The sequence below is a fragment of the Streptomyces sp. NBC_01216 genome (genome assembly GCF_035994945.1).
In the GTDB taxonomy this organism is placed as follows: domain Bacteria; phylum Actinomycetota; class Actinomycetes; order Streptomycetales; family Streptomycetaceae; genus Streptomyces.
Genome location: NZ_CP108677.1, coordinates 965,044 through 984,885, shown reverse-complemented (window position 1 = coordinate 984,885; position 19,842 = coordinate 965,044). Strand labels below are relative to the sequence as shown.

Annotated in this window: 16 protein-coding genes; 13 read left to right on the top strand and 3 right to left on the bottom strand. The window is 71.4% G+C overall.

All coding sequences use genetic code 11. The annotated features are described in order from the left end of the window. Positions 1-456: 456 nt before the first annotated feature. Together OG393_RS04330 and OG393_RS04325 are read left to right on the top strand one after the other, a co-directional pair. A complete protein-coding gene (locus OG393_RS04330) occupies positions 457-1,305 on the top strand; it encodes a GTP cyclohydrolase I FolE2 (protein WP_327373225.1) in 849 nt (282 codons plus the stop codon). Positions 1,306-1,384: 79 nt separating this feature from the next. Further along, positions 1,385-1,750: a 6-pyruvoyl trahydropterin synthase family protein gene (locus tag OG393_RS04325; protein WP_327373224.1), complete on the top strand. Its 366-nt coding sequence runs from the start codon at positions 1,385-1,387 to the stop codon at positions 1,748-1,750. Positions 1,751-1,913: 163 nt separating this feature from the next. Here the strand turns inward: OG393_RS04325 and OG393_RS04320 are convergent, their stop codons facing one another. Beyond that, on the bottom strand, positions 1,914-2,294 hold the full coding sequence (locus tag OG393_RS04320; RefSeq protein WP_327373223.1) for a hypothetical protein: 381 nt from the start codon (positions 2,292-2,294) through the stop codon (positions 1,914-1,916). 789 nt (positions 2,295-3,083) lie between these two features. On the opposite strand from OG393_RS04320, the gene OG393_RS04310 reads away from it, so the two are divergent. The 3 genes from OG393_RS04310 to OG393_RS04300 all read left to right on the top strand — a co-directional run bounded on the left by OG393_RS04310 (position 3,084) and on the right by OG393_RS04300 (position 5,642). Further along, entirely contained in the window at positions 3,084-3,734 is a 651-nt protein-coding gene (locus tag OG393_RS04310; RefSeq protein WP_327373222.1) for a response regulator transcription factor, read from the top strand. Between the two features lie 93 nt (positions 3,735-3,827). Further along, positions 3,828-5,006, top strand: a complete 1,179-nt coding sequence (locus OG393_RS04305; protein WP_327373221.1) for a sensor histidine kinase — start codon at positions 3,828-3,830, stop codon at positions 5,004-5,006. Between the two features lie 363 nt (positions 5,007-5,369). Further along, positions 5,370-5,642: a hypothetical protein gene (locus tag OG393_RS04300; protein ID WP_327373220.1), complete on the top strand. Its 273-nt coding sequence runs from the start codon at positions 5,370-5,372 to the stop codon at positions 5,640-5,642. Between the two features lie 418 nt (positions 5,643-6,060). Here OG393_RS04300 and OG393_RS04295 read toward each other — a convergent pair whose 3' ends face one another. Further along, complete coding sequence (locus tag OG393_RS04295) at positions 6,061-7,038, bottom strand: glycosyltransferase (protein WP_327373219.1); 978 nt, start codon at positions 7,036-7,038, stop codon at positions 6,061-6,063. Between the two features lie 349 nt (positions 7,039-7,387). Here OG393_RS04295 and OG393_RS04290 point away from each other — a divergent pair, with 349 nt between their 5' ends. From OG393_RS04290 to OG393_RS04255, 8 genes are all read left to right on the top strand, one after another. Continuing rightward, positions 7,388-8,857, top strand: coding sequence for a sugar transferase (locus OG393_RS04290; protein ID WP_327373218.1), 1,470 nt, complete (start codon positions 7,388-7,390; stop codon positions 8,855-8,857). A 16-nt stretch (positions 8,858-8,873) separates the two neighbouring features. Continuing rightward, complete coding sequence (locus OG393_RS04285; protein WP_327373217.1) at positions 8,874-9,983, top strand: Gfo/Idh/MocA family protein; 1,110 nt, start codon at positions 8,874-8,876, stop codon at positions 9,981-9,983. Next, positions 9,980-12,160, top strand: coding sequence for an aminotransferase class I/II-fold pyridoxal phosphate-dependent enzyme (locus tag OG393_RS04280; RefSeq protein ID WP_327373216.1), 2,181 nt, complete (start codon positions 9,980-9,982; stop codon positions 12,158-12,160). The genes OG393_RS04285 and OG393_RS04280 overlap by 4 nt, the downstream gene beginning before the upstream one ends. Continuing rightward, positions 12,157-12,882 (top strand): NeuD/PglB/VioB family sugar acetyltransferase, encoded by a 726-nt coding sequence (locus tag OG393_RS04275; protein WP_327373215.1) that lies wholly within the window; start codon positions 12,157-12,159, stop codon positions 12,880-12,882. The genes OG393_RS04280 and OG393_RS04275 overlap by 4 nt, the downstream gene beginning before the upstream one ends. After that, the gene (locus tag OG393_RS04270; protein WP_327373214.1) at positions 12,879-13,994 is read left to right on the top strand and encodes a DegT/DnrJ/EryC1/StrS family aminotransferase; all 1,116 of its coding nucleotides are present in this window, start codon (positions 12,879-12,881) and stop codon (positions 13,992-13,994) included. The genes OG393_RS04275 and OG393_RS04270 overlap by 4 nt, the downstream gene beginning before the upstream one ends. A 60-nt stretch (positions 13,995-14,054) precedes the next feature. After that, positions 14,055-17,315: a DUF4082 domain-containing protein gene (locus OG393_RS04265; protein WP_327373213.1), complete on the top strand. Its 3,261-nt coding sequence runs from the start codon at positions 14,055-14,057 to the stop codon at positions 17,313-17,315. A 95-nt stretch (positions 17,316-17,410) separates the two neighbouring features. Further along, a complete protein-coding gene (locus tag OG393_RS04260; protein ID WP_327373212.1) occupies positions 17,411-18,457 on the top strand; it encodes a glycosyltransferase family 2 protein in 1,047 nt (348 codons plus the stop codon). Positions 18,458-18,537: 80 nt separating this feature from the next. Then, entirely contained in the window at positions 18,538-19,146 is a 609-nt protein-coding gene (locus OG393_RS04255; RefSeq protein ID WP_327373211.1) for an acyltransferase, read from the top strand. Positions 19,147-19,174: 28 nt separating this feature from the next. On the opposite strand, the gene OG393_RS04250 is transcribed toward OG393_RS04255, so the two are convergent. Further along, complete coding sequence (locus tag OG393_RS04250; RefSeq protein WP_327373210.1) at positions 19,175-19,837, bottom strand: hypothetical protein; 663 nt, start codon at positions 19,835-19,837, stop codon at positions 19,175-19,177. Positions 19,838-19,842 lie beyond the last annotated feature (5 nt).

The window sequence follows — 19,842 nt, the reverse complement described above, 5'->3', positions numbered from 1 at the left end:
CCGCGGTGTCATCCAGGCGGCGCACGTACCGGCTGTGTACCCGTGTCGAGCCGGTTCCGCAGCCCGGACAAGCGGCGCGGCCGGTCGTCGCGGCGGCTTGGATGGTCACCGGCTCGCCGCTGATGGTGATGGTGTCGAGCACGACGTCATCGACGTTGTATTCGCGGCATGAGCCCCTTTGTCCACGCTCCGGGGGTCACCTGACCGCGTTCGCTCCGCCTGCTCGTGTCTCGGATACGAGCCCGCAGGAGCCGCATGGCGCCGTGCGGGCCGCCTGGAGCCATGCGGCTCCTCCGATCAGGGGATGGCGCTTCGTCCGGTACCCGGCCCGTTCGGGTGTACCCGGGCCGGTGGGCCCACGCGAGTGTAGAGGCATGGCCGTTCGGTCAGCCGCCCAGTCGGGTGGCAGCCCTGCAGGGACGTTCCGACGTCCCTCCCCCGACGAAGGGAAACACGATGACGCTCCGTACTGACACCGCCGGTCCCGACAGCGGCTCCGGGTCCTCACAGATGCTCGCCGCGCCCGCACAGCGGGATCTGCACGATGTTCAGAACGAGTACGACCGGCGCGGCATCGAGATCGACATGGTCGGCATCAGCGGTCTGCGGTACCCGATCGTGCTCGACGACGGGAAGCTGCGTCATCAGGGCATCGCGGAGGCGACCGTCAGCGTGCGTCTGCAGCACGACCGCCGGGGTACACACATGAGCCGCATGGTCGCCCTGGTCCACGACGCCCTGCGCGACTTCGACCCGAGGGCCGTCGGCACCCTCCTCAAGACAGGCGCCGGTTCCCTCGACGCCCCGGGGCTGTCGGTGCACCTGACCATGGACGTGGCGACCGAGGTCACGGCGCCCGCCAGTGGGATCACGTCCTGGGCCGTGCACGACGTGGCGTTCGAGATGAACTGGGACGAAGGTCAGGTGCTCCTGGACACGTCGGTCACCTGTGAGGTCACCAGCCTTTGTCCTTGCTCCAAGAACATCTCCGACTACGGTGCCCACAACCAGCGCAGCCAGGTCACCCTCACCGTGACGGGGCAGGGCGACACACCGTACCCGCTGCCCGTCGGCGAGTTGATCAAGCTGGCGACCTCGCATTCCTCCGCGCCCGTCGTGCCCTTGGTGAAACGCCCCGACGAGCGTGTCCTGACGATGCAGGCATATGACAACCCGGTGTTCGTGGAGGACATGGCACGCGAAGTGTCCGCCGCGTGCCGCCGCCGGGACCTCGTCCACCGCGTCGCGGTCCGCAATCTGGAGAGCATTCACAGCCACGACGCCATCGCCGTGGTGACCGGCTAGTTCCGCGGGCAGCCGAGCGAACGGTCCCACAGCCGGCGTCGGCTTCCGATCCGCCACGGCAAACGAACGGAGACACCTCATGCTGACCATTTCCAAGGAATTCCACTTCTCGGCGAGCCACCAGCTCGCCCATCTGCCGACGGACCACCCCTGTTCTCGTATGCACGGGCACAACTACATCGTCGTCGTCGAGCTGTCGGCCGCCTCCGACGCACTGACGGAGGCGGGATTCGTCCGGGACTACCGGGACCTGGCGGACCTCAAGGACTGGATCGACACCCACCTCGACCACCGGCACCTGAACGACAGCATCGCCGACCGCAATCCGTCCGCGGAACAGATCGCCATGTGGGTACACGAGACGTGGTCGCAGCGGCTGCCCGAACTCACCGCCGTGCGTGTTTCGGAAACCCCGAAGACCTGGGCGGAGTACCGTCCCAACTGACCGCGGCGGTGCGGTGCGCGCCTGGCCCGCCGCAACATCGAAGCCCCGGGCCGCCCGGGCAAGCGCCACCGGGGCGTGGGCGGATGGTGTCCTGTCCCGCAAGCGGCGTGCCACGCTGCCACATCCGGGCCACGCGCCACGGCACAGCGGGAGCGGGTCCCCTTCAGCTGGAGGGAGGGGAGATGCGCCAGATCAGCCGGGATCCGCCCTCGTCGTCCGCCGCGACGGCGGTCTCGGCCACGGGCAGGCGACGCCCGATGAGCCACTGTCCCAGCTCGCGTGCCATGGCCTCGCAGGACGCCGGCCCGAACTCGTGCTCGCCAGGCCCCCACCACTCGCGGACCAGGTCGGCGACATCGAAGAACTCCAGGTCGCGTTCGTCATGCGCGACGAGCAGGTCGACCCGCACTCTGAAGAGGTGGCGGTGGCGACTGGCCAGATAGTCGCGTTCGGGCGGGGCCTCGGGCCAGCGGTGGAACCCGGGGAGGCGCTGTTCCACCCAGATCGAGGCAGCCTCGGGGACTGGTTCCTGCGGACCGGCCATGGTGTGGAACCTCCGATCACCCGCTCATCCGGGCACAGCGGACCTCCGACCGCCTGCGCGGGCCTCTTCGTCTGTTCCCGTGCCGTCCCCGCGCCACGGCCTCTCAGCAGCGACTCTACGGCGCGGCTGCGGCCCGTGCCCGTCGTACCGGCGGCCGGCCGCCGGACCCGGTTGCCCACCGCTCGCGCGGAGGCTCTCGACCGGGTGGACGGGTTCGCGCAGGAGCGTCGCTCGGGCGGGGCCGTGTGGGGATGTCCCAGGGCTCTCCCGCAATTGGCCACTGACCGGTAGGGCTCAGCTCCCGCGTGCTCAGCGGGCACTCGCCGGCTGACCGGAAGGTGATGTTCAACCCCGCGCACCACTGAACCAGGCGCGCCCGCCATCGAGGAGTACGAGGAGCTGCCATGGCACGAGCCATCCTGCGGAGATCATCGACTACGCCAACCGACCCGAAGCGGTTCGAGAACCCGGACCGCCGGCCCGGACCGCAAGGACATCCGGCATCTCGGGATGGGGAGTGGCATCCACGGCTGCTTCGGTGCCCCGCCGGCACGACTGGAGGCCCAGGATCGGTCAGGAGATCACCTTTCAGACCACGGCGGTGGTCACGGCCGTGCCGCAAGGCGGGGCCGCGGTTCACAGGCGTCCGCAGCAGACTGCGGGACAATGGAGGAGGTGTCGAGCACCGGTCCCGGGTCGAAGTCGGCCCGCGACGACCGGCACCGCAACACGTCGGCCTGACCGGCGCCACGTTGACGACAGGACCTAGGTCCGACGGGATGGTCTGGCATGCACGCAGACGGCACGAGGGTGCGCGTTATCGTCGCCGACGATCACCCGATCTACCGCGAGGGCGTCGTTCGAGCCCTGACTCAGAGCGGACAGGCCGAAGTGGTGGCCGAGGCGGAGGACGGTGCGCAGGCCCTCGAACACATACGCAAGCACCGACCGGATGTCGCCGTGGTCGACCAACGGCTGCCCCGGCTGGACGGCATCGCTGTGTTGCACGCCGTCGTACGCGACGGCCTGCCCGTGCGGGTGATCATCCTGTCCGCCTACACGGACGACGGCCTGGTCTTCCGGGCCATCGAGGAGGGCGCTGCCGGCTATCTGGCCAAGGATGCGACCCGCAACGAGATCATCGACGCCGTGATGCGCGTCGCACGGGGTGGCACCGCGCTGCCCGAGGACCTCACCACCGGCCTCATGGAACAGGTACGGCTGCGCGCCGGCGGGAACGACCGGGTGCTGCTCAGCGAACGCGAGCTGCAGGTGCTCCGCGCCTTCACCGAAGGCAAGAGCATCCCGCAGATCGCCGAGGAACTGTTCCTCGCTCCCAGCACGGTGAAGACACACACCCAGCGGCTCTACGAGAAGCTCGAAGTGGGAGACCGGGCCGCCGCGGTGGCCGAAGCGATGCGCCGCGGTCTCCTCGAATGAGTGTTTCCCCGGCCCGGGATGCGGAGGATGATCACCGTGCCAGGTGGAGGTGAACCTCGGCCGGACGCACCCGAGGGCTACCGGGAGCGGTCCGTGACCCGTTCGCAATCCCGGCGGTCCCTGAGGATGCAGGTGCTCGCGCGCCTCCTGATAGTGGTGCTGCTCCTCGTGCAGCTGCTCTGGTTTCCGCCGCACGAGCACAAGGCCGCCTGCGGCGCGCTCGTCGCGGGCTACACGCTCTGGTCACTGCTTCTGGTCGAGATGGCCTGGTCCGACCGTCAGAGAACGCGCTGGACGTGGCACTTCCTCTGGCTCGACCTGCTCGTTGTCGCCTCGCTGCTGGTGGTTTCCCAGGGATTCGCCGCGCCGGCCGGCGCCCGACCGCCGGCCGACGACGCGTTCTTCCTGGTGCCGGTACTTGCGGCCTTCCAGCTGCGGCCCCGGGTGACCAGCGTCATGACCTGCGCCACCGCTCTCGCGTACCTGCTGGCCCTTGCCCTGTCACGCGGAGATCTCGGCTGGGCCTCCGTCGCCCTCCACGTCCTGAGCCTGCTCCTGCTGGGAGCGGTCTGCACCTCGCTGACCTGGGTGCAGAGCGATCGGGTCCGAACCGTCGAAAAGCTGATGGCGCAGAGTCACGCGCTGCTGGGGCAAGCGATGGACGCTCAGGAACGCGAGCGCCGGAGCCTCGCCGAAGCGCTGCACGACGAGGCCCTGCAGAACGTACTCGCGGCCCGCCACGACGTGGACGAGGGGCGCTCCCCGCCGTACCGGCAGGAGGCTCTCGGGCGCGCTGACCTTGCCCTCGCCGAGGCCGCGCAGCAGATGCGCTCGATCGTCGGGGAGCTGCACCCGGCGGTCCTCAAGGAGCTGGGCCTGGTCCAGGCGGTGCAGGCACTCGTCGGCAGTGCCAGGGGCCGGGGCAAGTTCGACGTCCGCGCGGAATACGCGCCCGTGCCGCGGTTCCGCCTGGAGAACCTCGCTTTCGACGCGGCCCGAGAGCTCCTCGGGAACATCGTGAAACATGCCGAAGCCCGCCACGTGCGGATTCGGCTGCACGCGGCCGACGGCAGGGTCAGCATGCTGCTGGAGGACGACGGCGTGGGGCTTCCTCCCGGTGCCACGACCGACAGCGTGCGCCGCGGGCACATCGGCCTCGCCTCGCTGCGCGTCCGGATCGAGAGTGCGGGAGGGCGTCTGCTGCTGGAACCCCGCCTTCCCAGCGGTACGTCCGCTCTGGTGGAGCTCCCCCTCGTGCCGGCTGGGGACTGACCTGCGGCCCTCCCGCCCCGGTGCCTTGCGGCGCGTCCCGCACCGCAGCGTCCCGGTCGGCCGGCGCCGCGGTTCCCCCGACAGGGGGAACGGCCTTCCACCGGTCGATGCGCCGATCGGTGGTGCCGAGAGGCCCGTCCCAAGAGTCACTGTGGAGTTGTCGCCGCCTGAGAAGCACAACGAAGGGTGTCGGCGCCGGGCCGAGGACTTACGGATACGTCACGGTCATCGGACCGGCCACCTCGGGCAACCCGCCCGCATGAGTGAACCGGAGGCTTCGCCCACCGGCATCCGCGGCAACAGCGTTGCGGGAGCTGAACCGGACCGGCCTCGCGGACCATTCCTCAAGGAAGGAACACCATCATGAACGTCTTCACCAAGACCGCCGTCGTCGCCGCTGCCGGCGGAGCACTCGCTTTCGGAGGCGCCTCGATCGCCAGCGCACAGGACAACGGCGACACCAGGATCCGGACGGCCGTAGCCAAGAGCGATGGCACCGACAGCGTGGTGCGAGTCGCCTCCGCCGATGACGCCAAGCCGTGGGTCGCGGTGGCGCAGGCGCCGGAGTCGGAAGTCGCGGTGGTCGCGGTCGGTGACGACAAGCCGATCGCCCCGAGTATGCACTTGAAGGCCTGAGGCGTCATACCTCCGCCGGGCACGGCCGGAAAGCTCCTGCATTCCGGCCGTGCCCGGAGTCCTGAGCCGCTGTCCGTGCCGGGCGGGCCGACAGGTACGGTGCGGAGGAGGGGCCGTGGAGTGCACCGGACGCATGACCAACCAGCGGCCCGAAACAGCAGGATGCGCGACCGACCTCGGGCACCAGCTGAGACCCCAGTTGATCTGGGGTCTTTCGCATGTCCGGGCAAGGGCGCGGACAGAACGGTCGCGGGCCGGGACCGACGGCCGCGGGCGCGCCGCGTGATTGGATACCGCACCGGATCGGGTCGCACCGCACCAGACCACGCGCCGACGGAGACCACGCGGGACCGCTCCCCACCAACGGACCGGACCGCGGCGTGCGTGGCTGCCGGTGCCGGCCCGGCGCGCGTCGCCCTCAGCCCTGCCTGCTGCTCTCGTCGCGCAGCCATGTGTGGAAGTCGCCCGACCGGATCGCCCTCCTCGCGCCCCGACGGGCCGCGAGCGCGGCGGACATGAAGACGACGACGGACGGCAGTAGACCCGGTTCGGCCCGCACCAGGGCCCGGAGGTCGCTCACGCTGGTGCGCGCGGAGGGCGGGCGTGACGGTGTGTCCGGCGCGCTCCGGGTGAGTACCCCGCCCGCGGCGGCCGAAGCCGGCCGGGCCTGCTCGCTCTCCAGCTGCGCCGTCGAGGTGGCCGCCCGTACCCGGCGTCTGATCAGGTCGGACCAGGTGCGTGGAGGGCGGACCACCACGCGGGCCGCATCGACAACCGTCCGTTCCTCGGGGGAGAACGCCAGCGAGGCGGCCAGGTCGTCCGCCATCAGGGGCGGCAGGGCCGCGATACGGGCGTGACCCGCGCCGGACATCGCGATCACGCCCCGGCCGAACAGTCCCTCCCGCACCGCGGGCAGCCGTTGCCACACGCGGTAGTACGCGCGGACGCGCCAGTCGCAGCCGGTCATCGGGAGTTCGCGGGCCGGGGCCGCGGCGAGTGCGCCGTCCGGTCCGGCGAGCGCGTCGGCCAGCGCACGGGCGTCGGCCGCCCCGAGCACCACGTCGGCGTCCACGTACAACCGGGGGAAGCCGCGCGCGTGCTCGTCACCGGCACGCAGCGCGGCGTGCTTCGACGGGACCGGGATCTCGACCACCCGGACGCGCGCGCCGCGGGCGGCGGCGACCCCCGCCGTGTCGTCCGTGCAGCCGTTGCACACGACGACGATGTCGAACTCGCCCCCGGCGGCGAGGCCCGGAGCCGGCGCGACGACGGAGGGCTCGGAGGCGTCAGCGGGCCCGGAGGGCCCAGGAGGCCCCTCCGGAACGGCCAGGAGCGCGTCCAGGAGCCGGCCGAGCGTGCGCTCTTCGTTGTGGGCAGGGATCACGATGCTGGGCACCGGGCCAGTATGACGAACCCACGCCGTGCTCACAGAATCTTTGACGCACGGTGGGAGTTTTCCACAACTCCTTCATGACCTGCCCTAGTTGCTCTAGATTGAGCGCTGCCGGATCCATACGGACGTGAGCATCCCTCGCGACGGGTGGATTCTGCGCCGTTGTGCGGAACCTCGGTCGCGGGGGGGCTTCTTGCGATCGAACCGTACCGTTTGGTCAGGCGGAAGAACCGCGTACCCTCTGCGCGCCATCGATGCCCGTCCCTTGCCCGTGAGTTGTGCGCTCGCGGGTGCGGGACCACGGCAGGCATGGCTCAACGGGGCACGCGCGAAGCGCCCTTGGGGGGAATGGATGACCGTCCTGCCGGTCACACATGAGCGGCATCGTGTTGAATCCACACACTTCGACGTCCACCGGCTGTGGTGGAAACGGAGACATCAGATCGTTCTGCTGATCGCCGATCTGGCCGCGGCCGGCGCGGCCTCCATACTGGTCCTGGAAACAGTGGGCCGCTGGCAGGTCCTCTTCGCCCTGCCGCCGGCCTGGATCGCCATGATGTACGGCCACCACGCCTACGAGCACAGCGCGTTAGGCGCCGGGGCCGAGCTGTACCGGCGGGTGCTGCGCGGCGCACTGGTGCTGCCGGCCCTGGCCGCGGCCATCGGCTGGGGCATCGCCGGCGACCTCGACCTGCTCCACGACATGATCCTGGCGGCGCCGCCGACGGCTCTGGCCGCCCTGGCCGCCCGCTTCCTGTGCCGCCGCTGGCTGCACCGCCGCTGGGCCCAGGGGCGGTACCGGACCACGACGGTCCTCGTCGGCTCCTCGGCGAGCGCCGTCGAACTGGTCGAGGCCCTGTGGCGCCGCGGCCAGGGCTTCGCCCCCGTGGGTCCCGACCTGCGGGGTATGGACATCGCCGGCGTCTGTCTGACCGACCCGGTGAACGCGGCGGCGGTCGCCGAACTGGGGATACCCGTGCTCGGCGGTGTCGCGGACGTGCCCGGAGCTCTCCGCGCCCACGGCGGCACGGCCCTCGTGGTCCTGCCGACCCAGGAGTTCGACGCGGCCCAGCTGCGCCGGCTCGCCTGGACCGCCGCCGCCGCGGGCTGCGACTTCCTGCTGGCCCCCGCGTTGGGCGAGACGGCCCCGTCGCGCGTGGCCGTCCGGCCCGTCGGCGGAGTCCCGATGGTCCACGTCCGGGCGCCCCGGCTGTCGCGCACCGCCCGGCTGCCCAAGGAACTGGCCGAACGGCTCACCGCCGCGACGCTGTTGCTGCTGCTCGCGCCCCTGCTCTGCGTGGTCGCGGTCACCGTACGGCTCGGCAGCAGTGGTCCGGCACTGTTCCGGCAGCGCCGAGTCGGCCTGCACGGCAAGCAATTCACCATGCTGAAGTTCCGCACGATGCGGCCGGACGCCGAGGCGTGCCGGGCGGAACTCGAGCACGCCAACCACAACAGCGACGGCCTGCTGTTCAAGGTGCGGGACGATCCACGCGTCACGCGTGTGGGCGCCACGCTCCGCCGCTACTCGATCGACGAACTGCCTCAGCTGATCAACGTGTTGAGCGGCCGGATGTCGCTGATCGGTCCCCGTCCGCCGCTGCCCGAGGAAGTCGCCGGCTACGGCAACGAGGTGCGGCGCCGCCTGCTCGTCAAACCGGGCCTCACCGGCCTGTGGCAGGTCAGCGGACGCTCGGATCTGCCATGGGACGAGGCGGTCCGCCTCGACCTGACCTACGTGGACAACTGGTCACTCGGACTGGACGCGTCGATTCTGCTGCGCACCGGCCCGGCCGTGCTGCGCGGAACGGGGGCTTACTGAAATGAAGGGGAACAAAGTGAAGGACGTGGATCGGTCCGACGAGCGGCTCGGAGTCGCGGTCGTGGGCGCCGGCTACTGGGGACCCAACCTCGTGCGCAACTTCCAGTCCAGCGACCGGTTCCGGCTACGCTCGCTCTGCGACCTGGACATCACGCGCGCCCAGCGGGTGCTCGGCGGATACTCCACCGTCCAGGCGACCGACGACTTCGAGGCGATACTCGCCGACCCCTCGGTCGACGCCGTCGCCGTCGCCACCCCGGCCGGGACGCACCTGGACGTCGCGCTGGCGGCACTCCGCGCGGGCAAGCACGTCCTGGTGGAGAAGCCGCTGGCCACCACGTACGCCGACGGGGCGCGCCTGGTCGCCGAGGCGGAGGAGCGCGGCCTGACCCTCATGTGCGACCACACCTACTGCTACACCCCGGCCGTGGGCCGGATTCGTGAACTGGTGCGCTCCGGAGAACTCGGCGAGATCCACTACGTCGACTCCGTCCGGATCAACCTCGGGCTGGTCCAGAAGGACGTCGACGTGCTGTGGGACCTCGCGCCGCACGACCTGTCCATCCTCGACTTCATCCTTCCCGAACACGTGGAGCCCGTCGCGGTCGCCGCGCACGGCGCGGACCCGATCGGCGCCGGTCAGGACTGCATCGCCTACCTGACGCTCCAGCTGAACACCGGCGCCATCGCCCATGTGCACGTCAACTGGCTCTCGCCCACCAAGGTGCGTACCACCATGGTCGGCGGCGCCAAGCGCACTCTGATCTGGGACGACCTGAACCCCGCGCAGCGCATCGCCGTCTTCGACCGGGGAGTGGACCTCGCGACCCCGCAGGAGCTCGGCGCGGACGAGCGACGCCAGGCGTTGATCTCCTACCGCAGCGGCGACATGGTGGCCCCCGCGATCGGCGAGAAGGAAGCCCTGCGCGGCATGGTCGACGAGTTCGCCGCCGCCATCCGCGAACACCGGGCCCCGCTGACCGACGGACGGGCGGGCCTGCGTGTCCTGGACATTCTCGAGGCGGCGTCGCGGAGCCTGGAGTTCCGCGGCGCGGTCGTCGGGCTGCGGACCGGCGCCGGCCGGTCCCTTCGTACGGTGAACGACTCTGTAGGAGAACGGCGTTGAGCGACATTCACGGCAAGAAGGTCCTGGTCACCGGCGGTGCCGGCACGATCGGTTCCCATGTGACCGACCTTCTCGTGGACGGCGGCGCGCGAGAGATCGTCGTCCTCGACAACTTCGTCCGGGGGCGCCGGGCCAACCTCGCCCACGCCCTGGAGAACGGCCCGGTCCGGCTCGTCGAGGGCGACATCCGCGACGCCGCGACCGTGCGCCGGGTCACCGAGGGAGCCGACCTCGTCTTCCACCTCGCGGCCATCCGCATCACCCAGTGCGCGGAGGAACCCCGGCTCGCCAACGAGGTCATGGTCGACGGCACCTTCAACGTACTGGAGGCCGCCGCCGCGGCCGGCGTGGGCAAGGTGATCGCCTCGTCCTCCGCGTCCGTCTACGGGCTCGCGGAGTCCTTCCCGACGACCGAGCGCCACCACCCGTACAACAACGACACCTTCTACGGCGCGGCCAAGGCGTTCAACGAGGGCATGCTGCGCAGCTTCCAGGCGATGTACGGCCTCGACTACGTGGCGCTGCGCTACTTCAACGTGTACGGGCCCCGCATGGACATCCACGGCCTCTACACCGAGGTCCTGATCCGCTGGATGGAGCGCATCGAGGCGGGCGAGCCGCCGCTGATCCTCGGCGACGGCACCCAGACCATGGACTTCGTCGACGTCCGGGACATCGCCAGGGCGAACCTGCTCGCCGCCCAGGCGGACCTCACCGACGAGGTGTTCAACATCGCGAGCGCGACCGAGACCTCGCTGAGGGAACTCGCCCTGAACCTCATCGAGGTGATGGGCGCCGACCTGGAACCCGTGCACGGCCCCGCCCGCGCCGTCAACGGGGTGACCCGCCGACTCGCCGACACCAGCGCGGCCGAGGAGCGGCTCGGCTTCAAGACGGAGATCGACCTGCGCACCGGTCTCGAGGACCTGGTCGCCTGGTGGCGGGCCGAGCGAGCCGCCGGGTCCGCGCCGGCGACGGCCGTCTCCGCTCCCGCGACCGCGTCCGCCCCGGCCCCCGTCGCCCCGGCTCCGGCGGCCGGACCCGCCCGTACCCCGGTCATGGTGCCGTGGCTCGGCGAGGAGGAGGCCGAGGCGGCGGCGCAGGCCGTACGCTCCGGCTGGGTCGCCCAGGGACCCCGGGTCGCCGCGTTCGAGCGTGCCTTCGCCGAGCGGGTGGGCGCCGCGCACGCCGTCGCCGTCAGTTCCTGCACGACAGCCCTGCACCTCGCCCTGCTCGCCCTCGACCTGGGGCCGGGGGACGAGGTCGTGGTGCCCTCGCTGTCCTTCATCGCCACCGCCAACGCCGTGCGGTACGTCGGCGCGGAACCCGTCTTCGCCGACGTCGACCTCGCCACCGCCAACCTCACCGCCGACACCATCGACGCCGTCCGCACCCCGCGGACCAAGGCCGTCGTACTCGTCCACCAGGGCGGCGTGCCCGCGGACGTGCGCGCCGTCCGGGCGGCGTGCGCCGACTGGGGCCTGCCCGTGGTGGAGGACGCCGCCTGCGCGATCGGCTCCACCGTCGACGGAGCCCCCGTCGGACGCGGCGCGCTCCTCGCCGCCTGGTCGTTCCACCCGCGCAAGCTCCTCACCACCGGCGAGGGCGGCATGGTCACCACGGACGACGCCGACTGGGCCGCCCGTCTGCGCCGTCTGCGCGAGCACGGCATGAACGTCTCCGCCGCCGAGCGCCACGCGAGCGGGACACCGGTCCTGGAGAACTACCTGGAGACCGGCTTCAACTACCGGATGACCGACATCCAGGCGGCGGTCGGCCTGGTGCAGCTCGGCAGGCTCGACGCCATGGTGGCCCGCCGCCGCGCCCTCGCCGCCCGCTACACGGAACTGCTGAGCGGCATCCCCGGCCTGGACCCGGTCCGCGACCCCGGACACGGACAGGGCAACTTCCAGTCCTACTGGGTCCTGCTGTCCGAGGACTTCCCGGCGGGCCGCGACGCGCTCCTCACCGTGCTCGCCGAGGCCGGGATCTCCGCCCGGCGCGGGATCATGGCCGCCCACCTGGAGCCCGCCTACCAGGGGCACCCCGCGGGCCCCCTTCCGGTGACCGAGCGGATCAGCCGCGACTCGCTGATCCTGCCGCTCTTCCACACGATGACCGAAACCCAGCAGGACCGGGTGGTCGAGGTACTGCGCGCGGCTGCGGGCCGCGCGTGAACGACCTGGTCATCATCGGCGCGGGCGGTCTCGCACGGGAGACCGCCCAGGCCGTGCGGGACGCCGGAGCCGGTGGCCGGCGGCTGATCGGCCATCTCGACGACAACCCGGCGCTGCACGGCGCCGAGCTGGACGGAGTCCCCGTCCTGGGCGGCTGCGACCTGGCGCACGATCTGCGCGACGCGTCCTTCGTGGTCTGCGTCGGCAGCCCCCGCGACCAGGCCGCCCGCGCCCGACTGGTCGGCCGCCTCGGCCTGCCCGCCGACCGCTACGCCACCGTGGTGCACCCGAGCGCCGTCGTGCCCTCCGGCTGCTCGGTGGGGCCCGGCTCGGTGATCCTGGCGTACACCGTCCTGACGGCCGCCGTACGCGTGGGCAGCCATGTGGCGGTCATGCCGCACACCGTGCTCACCCACGACGACGAGGTGGAGGACCACTGCACCCTCGCCTCCGGGGTCCGGCTCGGCGGCGGCGCCCGGCTCGGCCGCGGGGCGTACCTCGGGGCCGGCTCCGTGGTGCGCGAGTACACGACGATCGGTGCCTGGTCACTGGTCGGCATGGGCAGCGCGGTCCTGGACGATGTGCCACCCGGCGAGGTCTGGGTCGGCAGCCCGGCACGCCGGCTGCGCGCGGCGGGCCCCACGGCGCTGGAGCAGCTCCGGCCAGACGACTCCGACGGCCTCGCACGACAGGCCGAGGCAAGGGAAGTGAAGGGCAGATGAACCAGATTCCGCTGGTCGACCTCAAGGCGGCCCACGCCGAGGTCGCGGACGAGGTCCGGGAGGGCTTCGACCGCGTCCTGGCGGGCACCGCCTTCATCGGTGGCGAGGAGGTCCGCGCGTTCGAGCGCGAGTACGCCGCGTTCGCGGACGTCGCCCACTGCGTCGGCGTCGCGAACGGCACGGACGCCCTGGAGCTGGCGCTGCGGGCGAGCGGCGTCCTGCCGGGCGACGAGGTGGTGCTCCCCGCCAACACCTTCATCGCCACCGCCGGGGCGGTCGCGAGGGCGGGCGCCCGCCCGGTGCTCGTGGACTGCCACCCCGACAGCCTGCTGATCGACGGACAGGCCGCGCTCGACGCCGTCGGCTCGGCCACCCGCGCGGTGGTGCCGGTCCATCTGTACGGGCAGAACGCCGACGTCGCGGCGCTGACCGCCGGGCTGCCCGACTCCGTCCGCGTCGTGGAGGACGCGGCCCAGAGCCAGGGCGCAACCCGGGACGGCCGTCCCGCCGGCCGGGCCGGGATCGCGGCCACCAGCTTCTACCCGGGCAAGAACCTCGGAGCGTACGGCGACGCCGGCGCGGTGCTGACCGACGACGCCGAGACGGCCGCCGTCGTACGGGCGACCGCCAACCACGGCGGCGTCCACAAGTACCGGCACGACCTGCCCGGCTTCAACAGCCGGCTCGACGGTCTGCAGGCGGTCGTGCTGCGCGCCAAGCTGCGCCGGCTCGCCACCGGCAACGAGGCCCGGCGGACGGCGGCGGCGCGCTACGGCGCGTTGCTGGAAGGGCTCGCCGCGGCGGGCCGCGTGGTGCGGCCGACGACCGTCGACGGCAACACGCACGTGTGGCACCTGTACGTGGTGCGCGTCCCGGGAGCCGACCGGGACGAGGTGGTGGGCAAGCTCAACGCGAGCGGTGTGGGAGCGGGTGTGCACTATCCGGCCCCGGTCCACCTCACACCGGCGTACCGTCATCTCGGGTACCACCGCGGGGACTTCCCGCACGCCGAACGCGCGGCCGACGAGATCCTCTCGCTGCCGCTCTTCCCGCAGATCACCCAGGACCAGCAGCAGCGGGTCGTGGAGGCTCTCGCGGGTGCACTGAGCTGACGCTCATTCACCACCCCCGGCCGGTAGGCCAGGACCTGTACTGCCCCGAAAGGTACAGCGATGCAGAACCACCTCCGTCGGGCCAGAGGCGCCCTGTTCGCCCTGGCCGCGGCCTTGATATCGATCGTCCTGCCACCGGTCGGGAGCGCGAGCGCCCTCACCGACCCCTGTGGAGCGGGCAGTAACCCCATCGTGTGCGAGAACTCCAAAGCGGGCACGCCGATGCCCGACTGGTTCGCCGGCAACGCCTGGGGCGACATCGCGGGCTTCCCGACCAAGATGAGCGTCCAGGCGGGCGAGACCCTCTCGTTCAAGGTCCAGTCCCCGTCGGCCTACCGCGTCGACATCTACCGGCTGGGCTGGTACGGCGGCGACGGCGCCCGGCAGATGTCCACGCCGGCACAGGCCGCCCAGACCTACCCCGCCAACTACACGACGAAGCACGCCGACTGCCTCACGAACCAGCCCACCGGCCTGATGGACTGCGGCAACTGGCCCACCACCGCGACCTGGACCGTGCCGTCCGACGCCGTCTCGGGCCTCTACATCGTCAACTTCGACCAGGCCGACGGCAACGGCCTCATGCCCTACCCCTTCGTCGTGCGCGACGACTCCAGCCACTCCGACGTCCTCGTGCAGACCTCGGACCAGACCTGGCAGGCGTACAACGACTGGGGCGGTACCAACCTCTACGACGGTCAGGGTCCCGCTCCGGACGGACGCGCCTACAAGGTCAGCTACAACCGGCCGATGGACATCGGCGGTGACAACGGCATCTACGGCTCCGAGTTCGAGATGGTCGCCTGGCTGGAGCGCAACGGCTACGACACCAGCTACGTCTCCGGCATCGACACCGCCACCCGCGGCGCCTCCCTGCTGGCGAACCACAAGATGTTCATGTCCCAGGGCCACGACGAGTACTGGACGCAGGAACAGTTCACCAACGTGCTCAACGCGCGGAAGGCCGGGCAGCACCAGACCTACTTCGCGGGCAACGAGATCTTCTGGAAGACCCGCCTGGAGCCGAGCATCGACGGCACCGGCACCGCCGACCGGACACTGGTCTGCTACAAGGAGACCAAACTCAAGTTCCCCACGCCGAACGGCGTCCCCGACCCGAGCACCGAGTGGACCGGGACCTGGATGGACCCGGACAGCACCAAGGAAGGCGCGCCGTACCAACCGCAGAACATCCTCACCGGCTCGCTCTTCCAGGTGAACGGCTACCGCAACGACGCGATCACCGTGCCCGCGGCCTTCGCCAGGATGCGACTGTGGCGCGACACCACGGTCGCGAACCTGACCGGCGGCCAGGTCGCCACCTTCCCGACCGGTACCCTCGGATACGAGTGGGACAGCGACGTCGAGAACGCCAGCCGTCCGGCCGGACAGATCCGGATGTCCTCCACCACCCTGCCGATCACCGACGGCAACTACCTGCTCGACTGGGGCAACAACTACGGAAACGGCACCGCGACGCACAGCCTCGTCGCCTTCCGTGACCAGACCTCGAACGCCCTGGTGTTCGGCACCGGCACCGTCCAGTGGTCCTGGGGCCTCACCAACGTCCCCACGGCCGACCCCGGCGGCGGCGTGGTCACCGAGGACAAGCGGATGCAGCAGGCCACGGTGAACATCCTCGCCGACATGGGCATCCAGCCGAAGACCCTGCAGTCCGGACTCGTCGCCGCGGCGGCCTCCTCGGACACCACCGGCCCCACCGCCACGGTCACCAGCCCGGCCTCAGGCAGCTCTGTCTACGCCCTCCAGCAGGCCACCGTCACCGGAACCGCCGCGGACTCCGGAGGCGGAGTCGTCGCCCGGGTCGAGGTCTCCACCGACGGCGGCACCACCTGGCACGCGGCCGACGGCACCGCCACCTGGACCTACACCTGGACCCCGATGGCCACCGGCGCCGCCCAGATCAAGGTCCGCGCCATCGACGACAGCGTCAACATGGGCGCCGCCACCACGCTGCCCCTGACCATCGAACCGCAGAAGTGCCCCTGCACGGTCTGGCCGTCCTCCACCGCGCCGGCCAAGGCGAACGGCGGCGACGGCAGCTCCGTCGAGCTCGGCGTGAAGATCCGCAGCTCCGTGCCCGGCACGGTCACCGGCGTCCGCTTCTACAAGTCCACCGCCAACACCGGCACCCACAAGGGCAGCCTCTGGAGCAGCTCCGGGCAACTGCTGGCCACCGGTACCTTCGGCAACGAGACCGCGTCCGGCTGGCAGCAGCTGATGTTCACCACGCCGGTCCCGGTGAAGGCCGACACCACCTACATCGCCTCCTATTTCGCCCCGAACGGCGGCTACTCCTTCGACGCGGGCTACTTCGCCGACAAGGAGGCCGGCCTGCCTCCGCTGACCGCGCTGAAGTCCGGCACCGACGGGGGCAACGGCGTCTACCGCTACACCTCCACCAGCGCCTTCCCGTCCCAGGCTTCCTCGGGCAGCAACTACTGGGTCGACGCCATCCTCGAGACCGGTTCGGCCAGCACCGAACCACCCACGGTCACCGGCCGGACCCCCGGCGCCGGAGCCACCGGCGTGGCGATCAACGCACCGCTGTCCGCGACCTTCAGCCAGAGCATCGACAGCAGCGACCTGGTGTTCACGGTGAAGGGACCGAACAACACCACCGTCCCGGGCAGCGCCGCGCTGAGCGGCGACGGCAAGACCGCGGCCTTCACCCTCTCCAGCCAGCTCGCCCTCGGCACCACGTACACCGCGTCGGTACAGGCCGCCGACCTGTGGGGCAACGCGATGGCCGAACCGGTGACGTGGACCTTCACCACCAGTGCCACGCCGCCGCCCGCCGCCTGCCCGTGCACCCTGTGGGGCCCGGACAGCGTGCCCGCGACCCCCGCGGTCACGGCCGACACCAACCCCCTCGAGCTCGGCACCCGCTTCCAGTCCGCGCTGAACGGCCGGGTCACCGGCGTCACCTTCTACAAGGGCACCGGCAACACCGGCACGCACACCGGCAACCTGTGGACCGAGGACGGCGACCTGCTGGCCACCGGCACCTTCTCCGGCGAGACGGCCACCGGCTGGCAGACCCTGACCTTCGCCACACCGGCCACCATCACGGCCGGCACCCGCTACGTGGTGTCCTACCACGCGCCGGAAGGCAACTACGCCGCCGACTCGGGCTACTTCGCGGGAGCGCACCTGTCCTACCCGCTCTCGGCGCCCGCCGACACCGGCAGTCGCCCCAACGGCCTCTACCGGTACGGAAGTACCTCCGGCTTCCCGACCTACTCCTACAACGCCACGAACTACTGGGTCGGTCCGGTCTTCACGACCGACGCCGGCTGACACCGAGTGCGCCGTACCGGGTCCGGACGACCCGGTACGGCGCACTTCTCCGTAACGAACACACCGGAAAACACCGAGGATTGGGCCGCCCAGCCATGAGTTCCGTCAGCGTCGTGATTCCCTGCTACAAGTACGGCCACTTCCTGGCCGACTGCGTGCGCAGTGTGCTCGACGAACAGCCCGGACTCGAGGTCCGGGTGCTGATCATCGACGACGCGTCACCGGACGACTCGGCCGAGACGGCGCACAAGCTCGCCGCCGCGGACCCGAGGATCGAGGTCCGGGTCCACGAGCGGAACCGGGGCCACATCGCCACGTACAACGAGGGCCTGCTGGAGTGGGCCGACGGCGACTACGTCGTCCTCCTGTCCGCCGACGACCGGCTGGTGCCGGGTGCCCTGGTCCGCGCCGTCGCCCTCCTCGACGCCCACCCGGAGGCCGGGTTCTGCTACGGCAGGCCGCTGCGCTTCCAGCACGGCGGGCCGCCGCCCCGGGCACGGACCCGCGGCACCGGGTCCGTGGTCTACCCCGGTCACTGGTGGCTGGAACGACGCTTCCGCGAGGGCACCGGCTGCATCACCTCACCCGAGGTCGTCGTCCGCACCGCCCTCCAACGGAAGGTGGGCGGCTACGACCCGCGACTCCCGCACGCCGGCGACATCGAGATGTGGATGAGGCTGGCCGCACACGCCGACGTCGGCTACGTCAAGGGCGCCGACCAGGCGTACTACCGGGTCCACGGCGACAACATGTCCACCACGGACTTCGGCGGCCAGCTCGACGACATCCGGCAGCGCAGGGCCGCGTTCACCGCCGTCCTCGACAAGTGCGCCGACCGGCTCCCGCAGGCCGGCCGGCTGTCGGCGCTGGTCGACACCAGCCTCGCCCGCCAGGCGCTCCGGCGCGCCTACCGAGCCTACGACCGGGGACGCACCGACGTCGTACCCGTCGACGAACTCCTCGCCCTCGCCCTCGAATGCCGGCCCGACGCCGAGCGGCTCCCCGAATACCGGGCCCTGCGCCTGCGCCGCCGGATCGGAGCCCGGACCATGCCGTACCTCCAGCCCCTGGTGCTGTCGGCCGTACGCGACCGGATCCGCGAATGGTTCTGGTGGCGCTCCTGGGAGCGCCGCGGCATCTGAGCGCCGGTCGGCCGAAGGCCACCCGACAGGCGCTGAGACCGCGCCCGCCGCCCCCGCACCCTGAGAAGAAAGGCACCACCGTGAACCATCGGGTCCAGCCCACCGCCGATGTCGACAAGAGCGCCGCCATCGGCGACGGCACCAGCATCTGGGAACTCGCCCAGATCCGCGAGGACGCCCGTCTCGGCACCGACTGCGTGGTGGGCCGCGGCGCATACGTCGGACCGGGCGTGGTCATCGGCGACAACTGCAAGCTCCAGAACCACGCCCTGGTCTACGAACCGGCCGTGCTGGCCGACGGCGTCTTCATCGGACCCGCCGCGGTCCTCACCAACGACCACCATCCGCGCGCCGTGGACCCCGAGGGCACGCTCAAGCGCGGCGGGGACTGGGACCCGGTCGCCGTCACGGTCGGCGAGGGCGCCGCCATCGGCGCCCGCTCGGTGTGCGTCGCCCCCGTCGACATCGGCCGCTGGGCGCTCGTCGCGGCCGGCTCGGTGGTGACGCGGGACGTCCCGGACTTCGCCCTCGTGAAGGGTGTCCCGGCCCGGCAGACGGGCTGGGTCGGCCGGGCCGGCGTCCCGCTCACCCAGCATCCGGAGCGTCCCGGAGTGTGGGAGTGCCCGCGGACCGGAGCGCTGTACGAGGAAGCGGACGGGCGCCTCACGGAACACCGTGCGGAGCGCTGAGACCCCCGCCGCCGCGACGCCCCGCCCCTCAGGCAGGCTGCCTCGCCGCCGGCCCGGTCCGGGGGCCCGGCACGACCCGGCGCCCGCGCCGTACCGCCCACCGCTCGCTCCACAGCGTGATCGTCACTCCGGACAGCAGGCCCAGCGCGCCCACCCCCGCCAGCGCCCGGCTCCTGTTGGGCGGCAGCGCGACGGTGCCGGGACGATGGACCAGGTCGATACTCATCTGCGAGGTCTCCGGTACCTGCTGAGCCGCCTGCAGCGCCCGCAGATGCCGTCCGTAGGCCGCGATGATCAGCTGCACCACCCGGTCGGCCTCGGTCGCCTCCGGCTGCTCCGCCTCGATCTGCAGCGTGGGAATCGAGTAGAACGGGGTGGCACTGGTGCCACTGTTCCGGGGCGTCAGCCGGTACGTGCCGTGCACGCCGTCCGCCCGCAGCTCCGCCCGGCCCTCCGGAGAGAGCAACTGCTGCACCACGGCGTAGGAGACGGCCGCCAGCGCCGGTTGGAGGTTGGTCAGCTGGTTCGGCTGGTTCTCGGTCCGCGGCGGTTTGACCACCAGCACGGCCGAACTCACGAAACGCTGCTCGGGGCGCAGCGCCGGATAGCAGGCCGCGGTCGTGACGAGCAGCACCAGGAGCAGCACGTACCAGCGGCGGAGCAGCACGCCGACGAGTCCTTCGGGCGACAAGACAT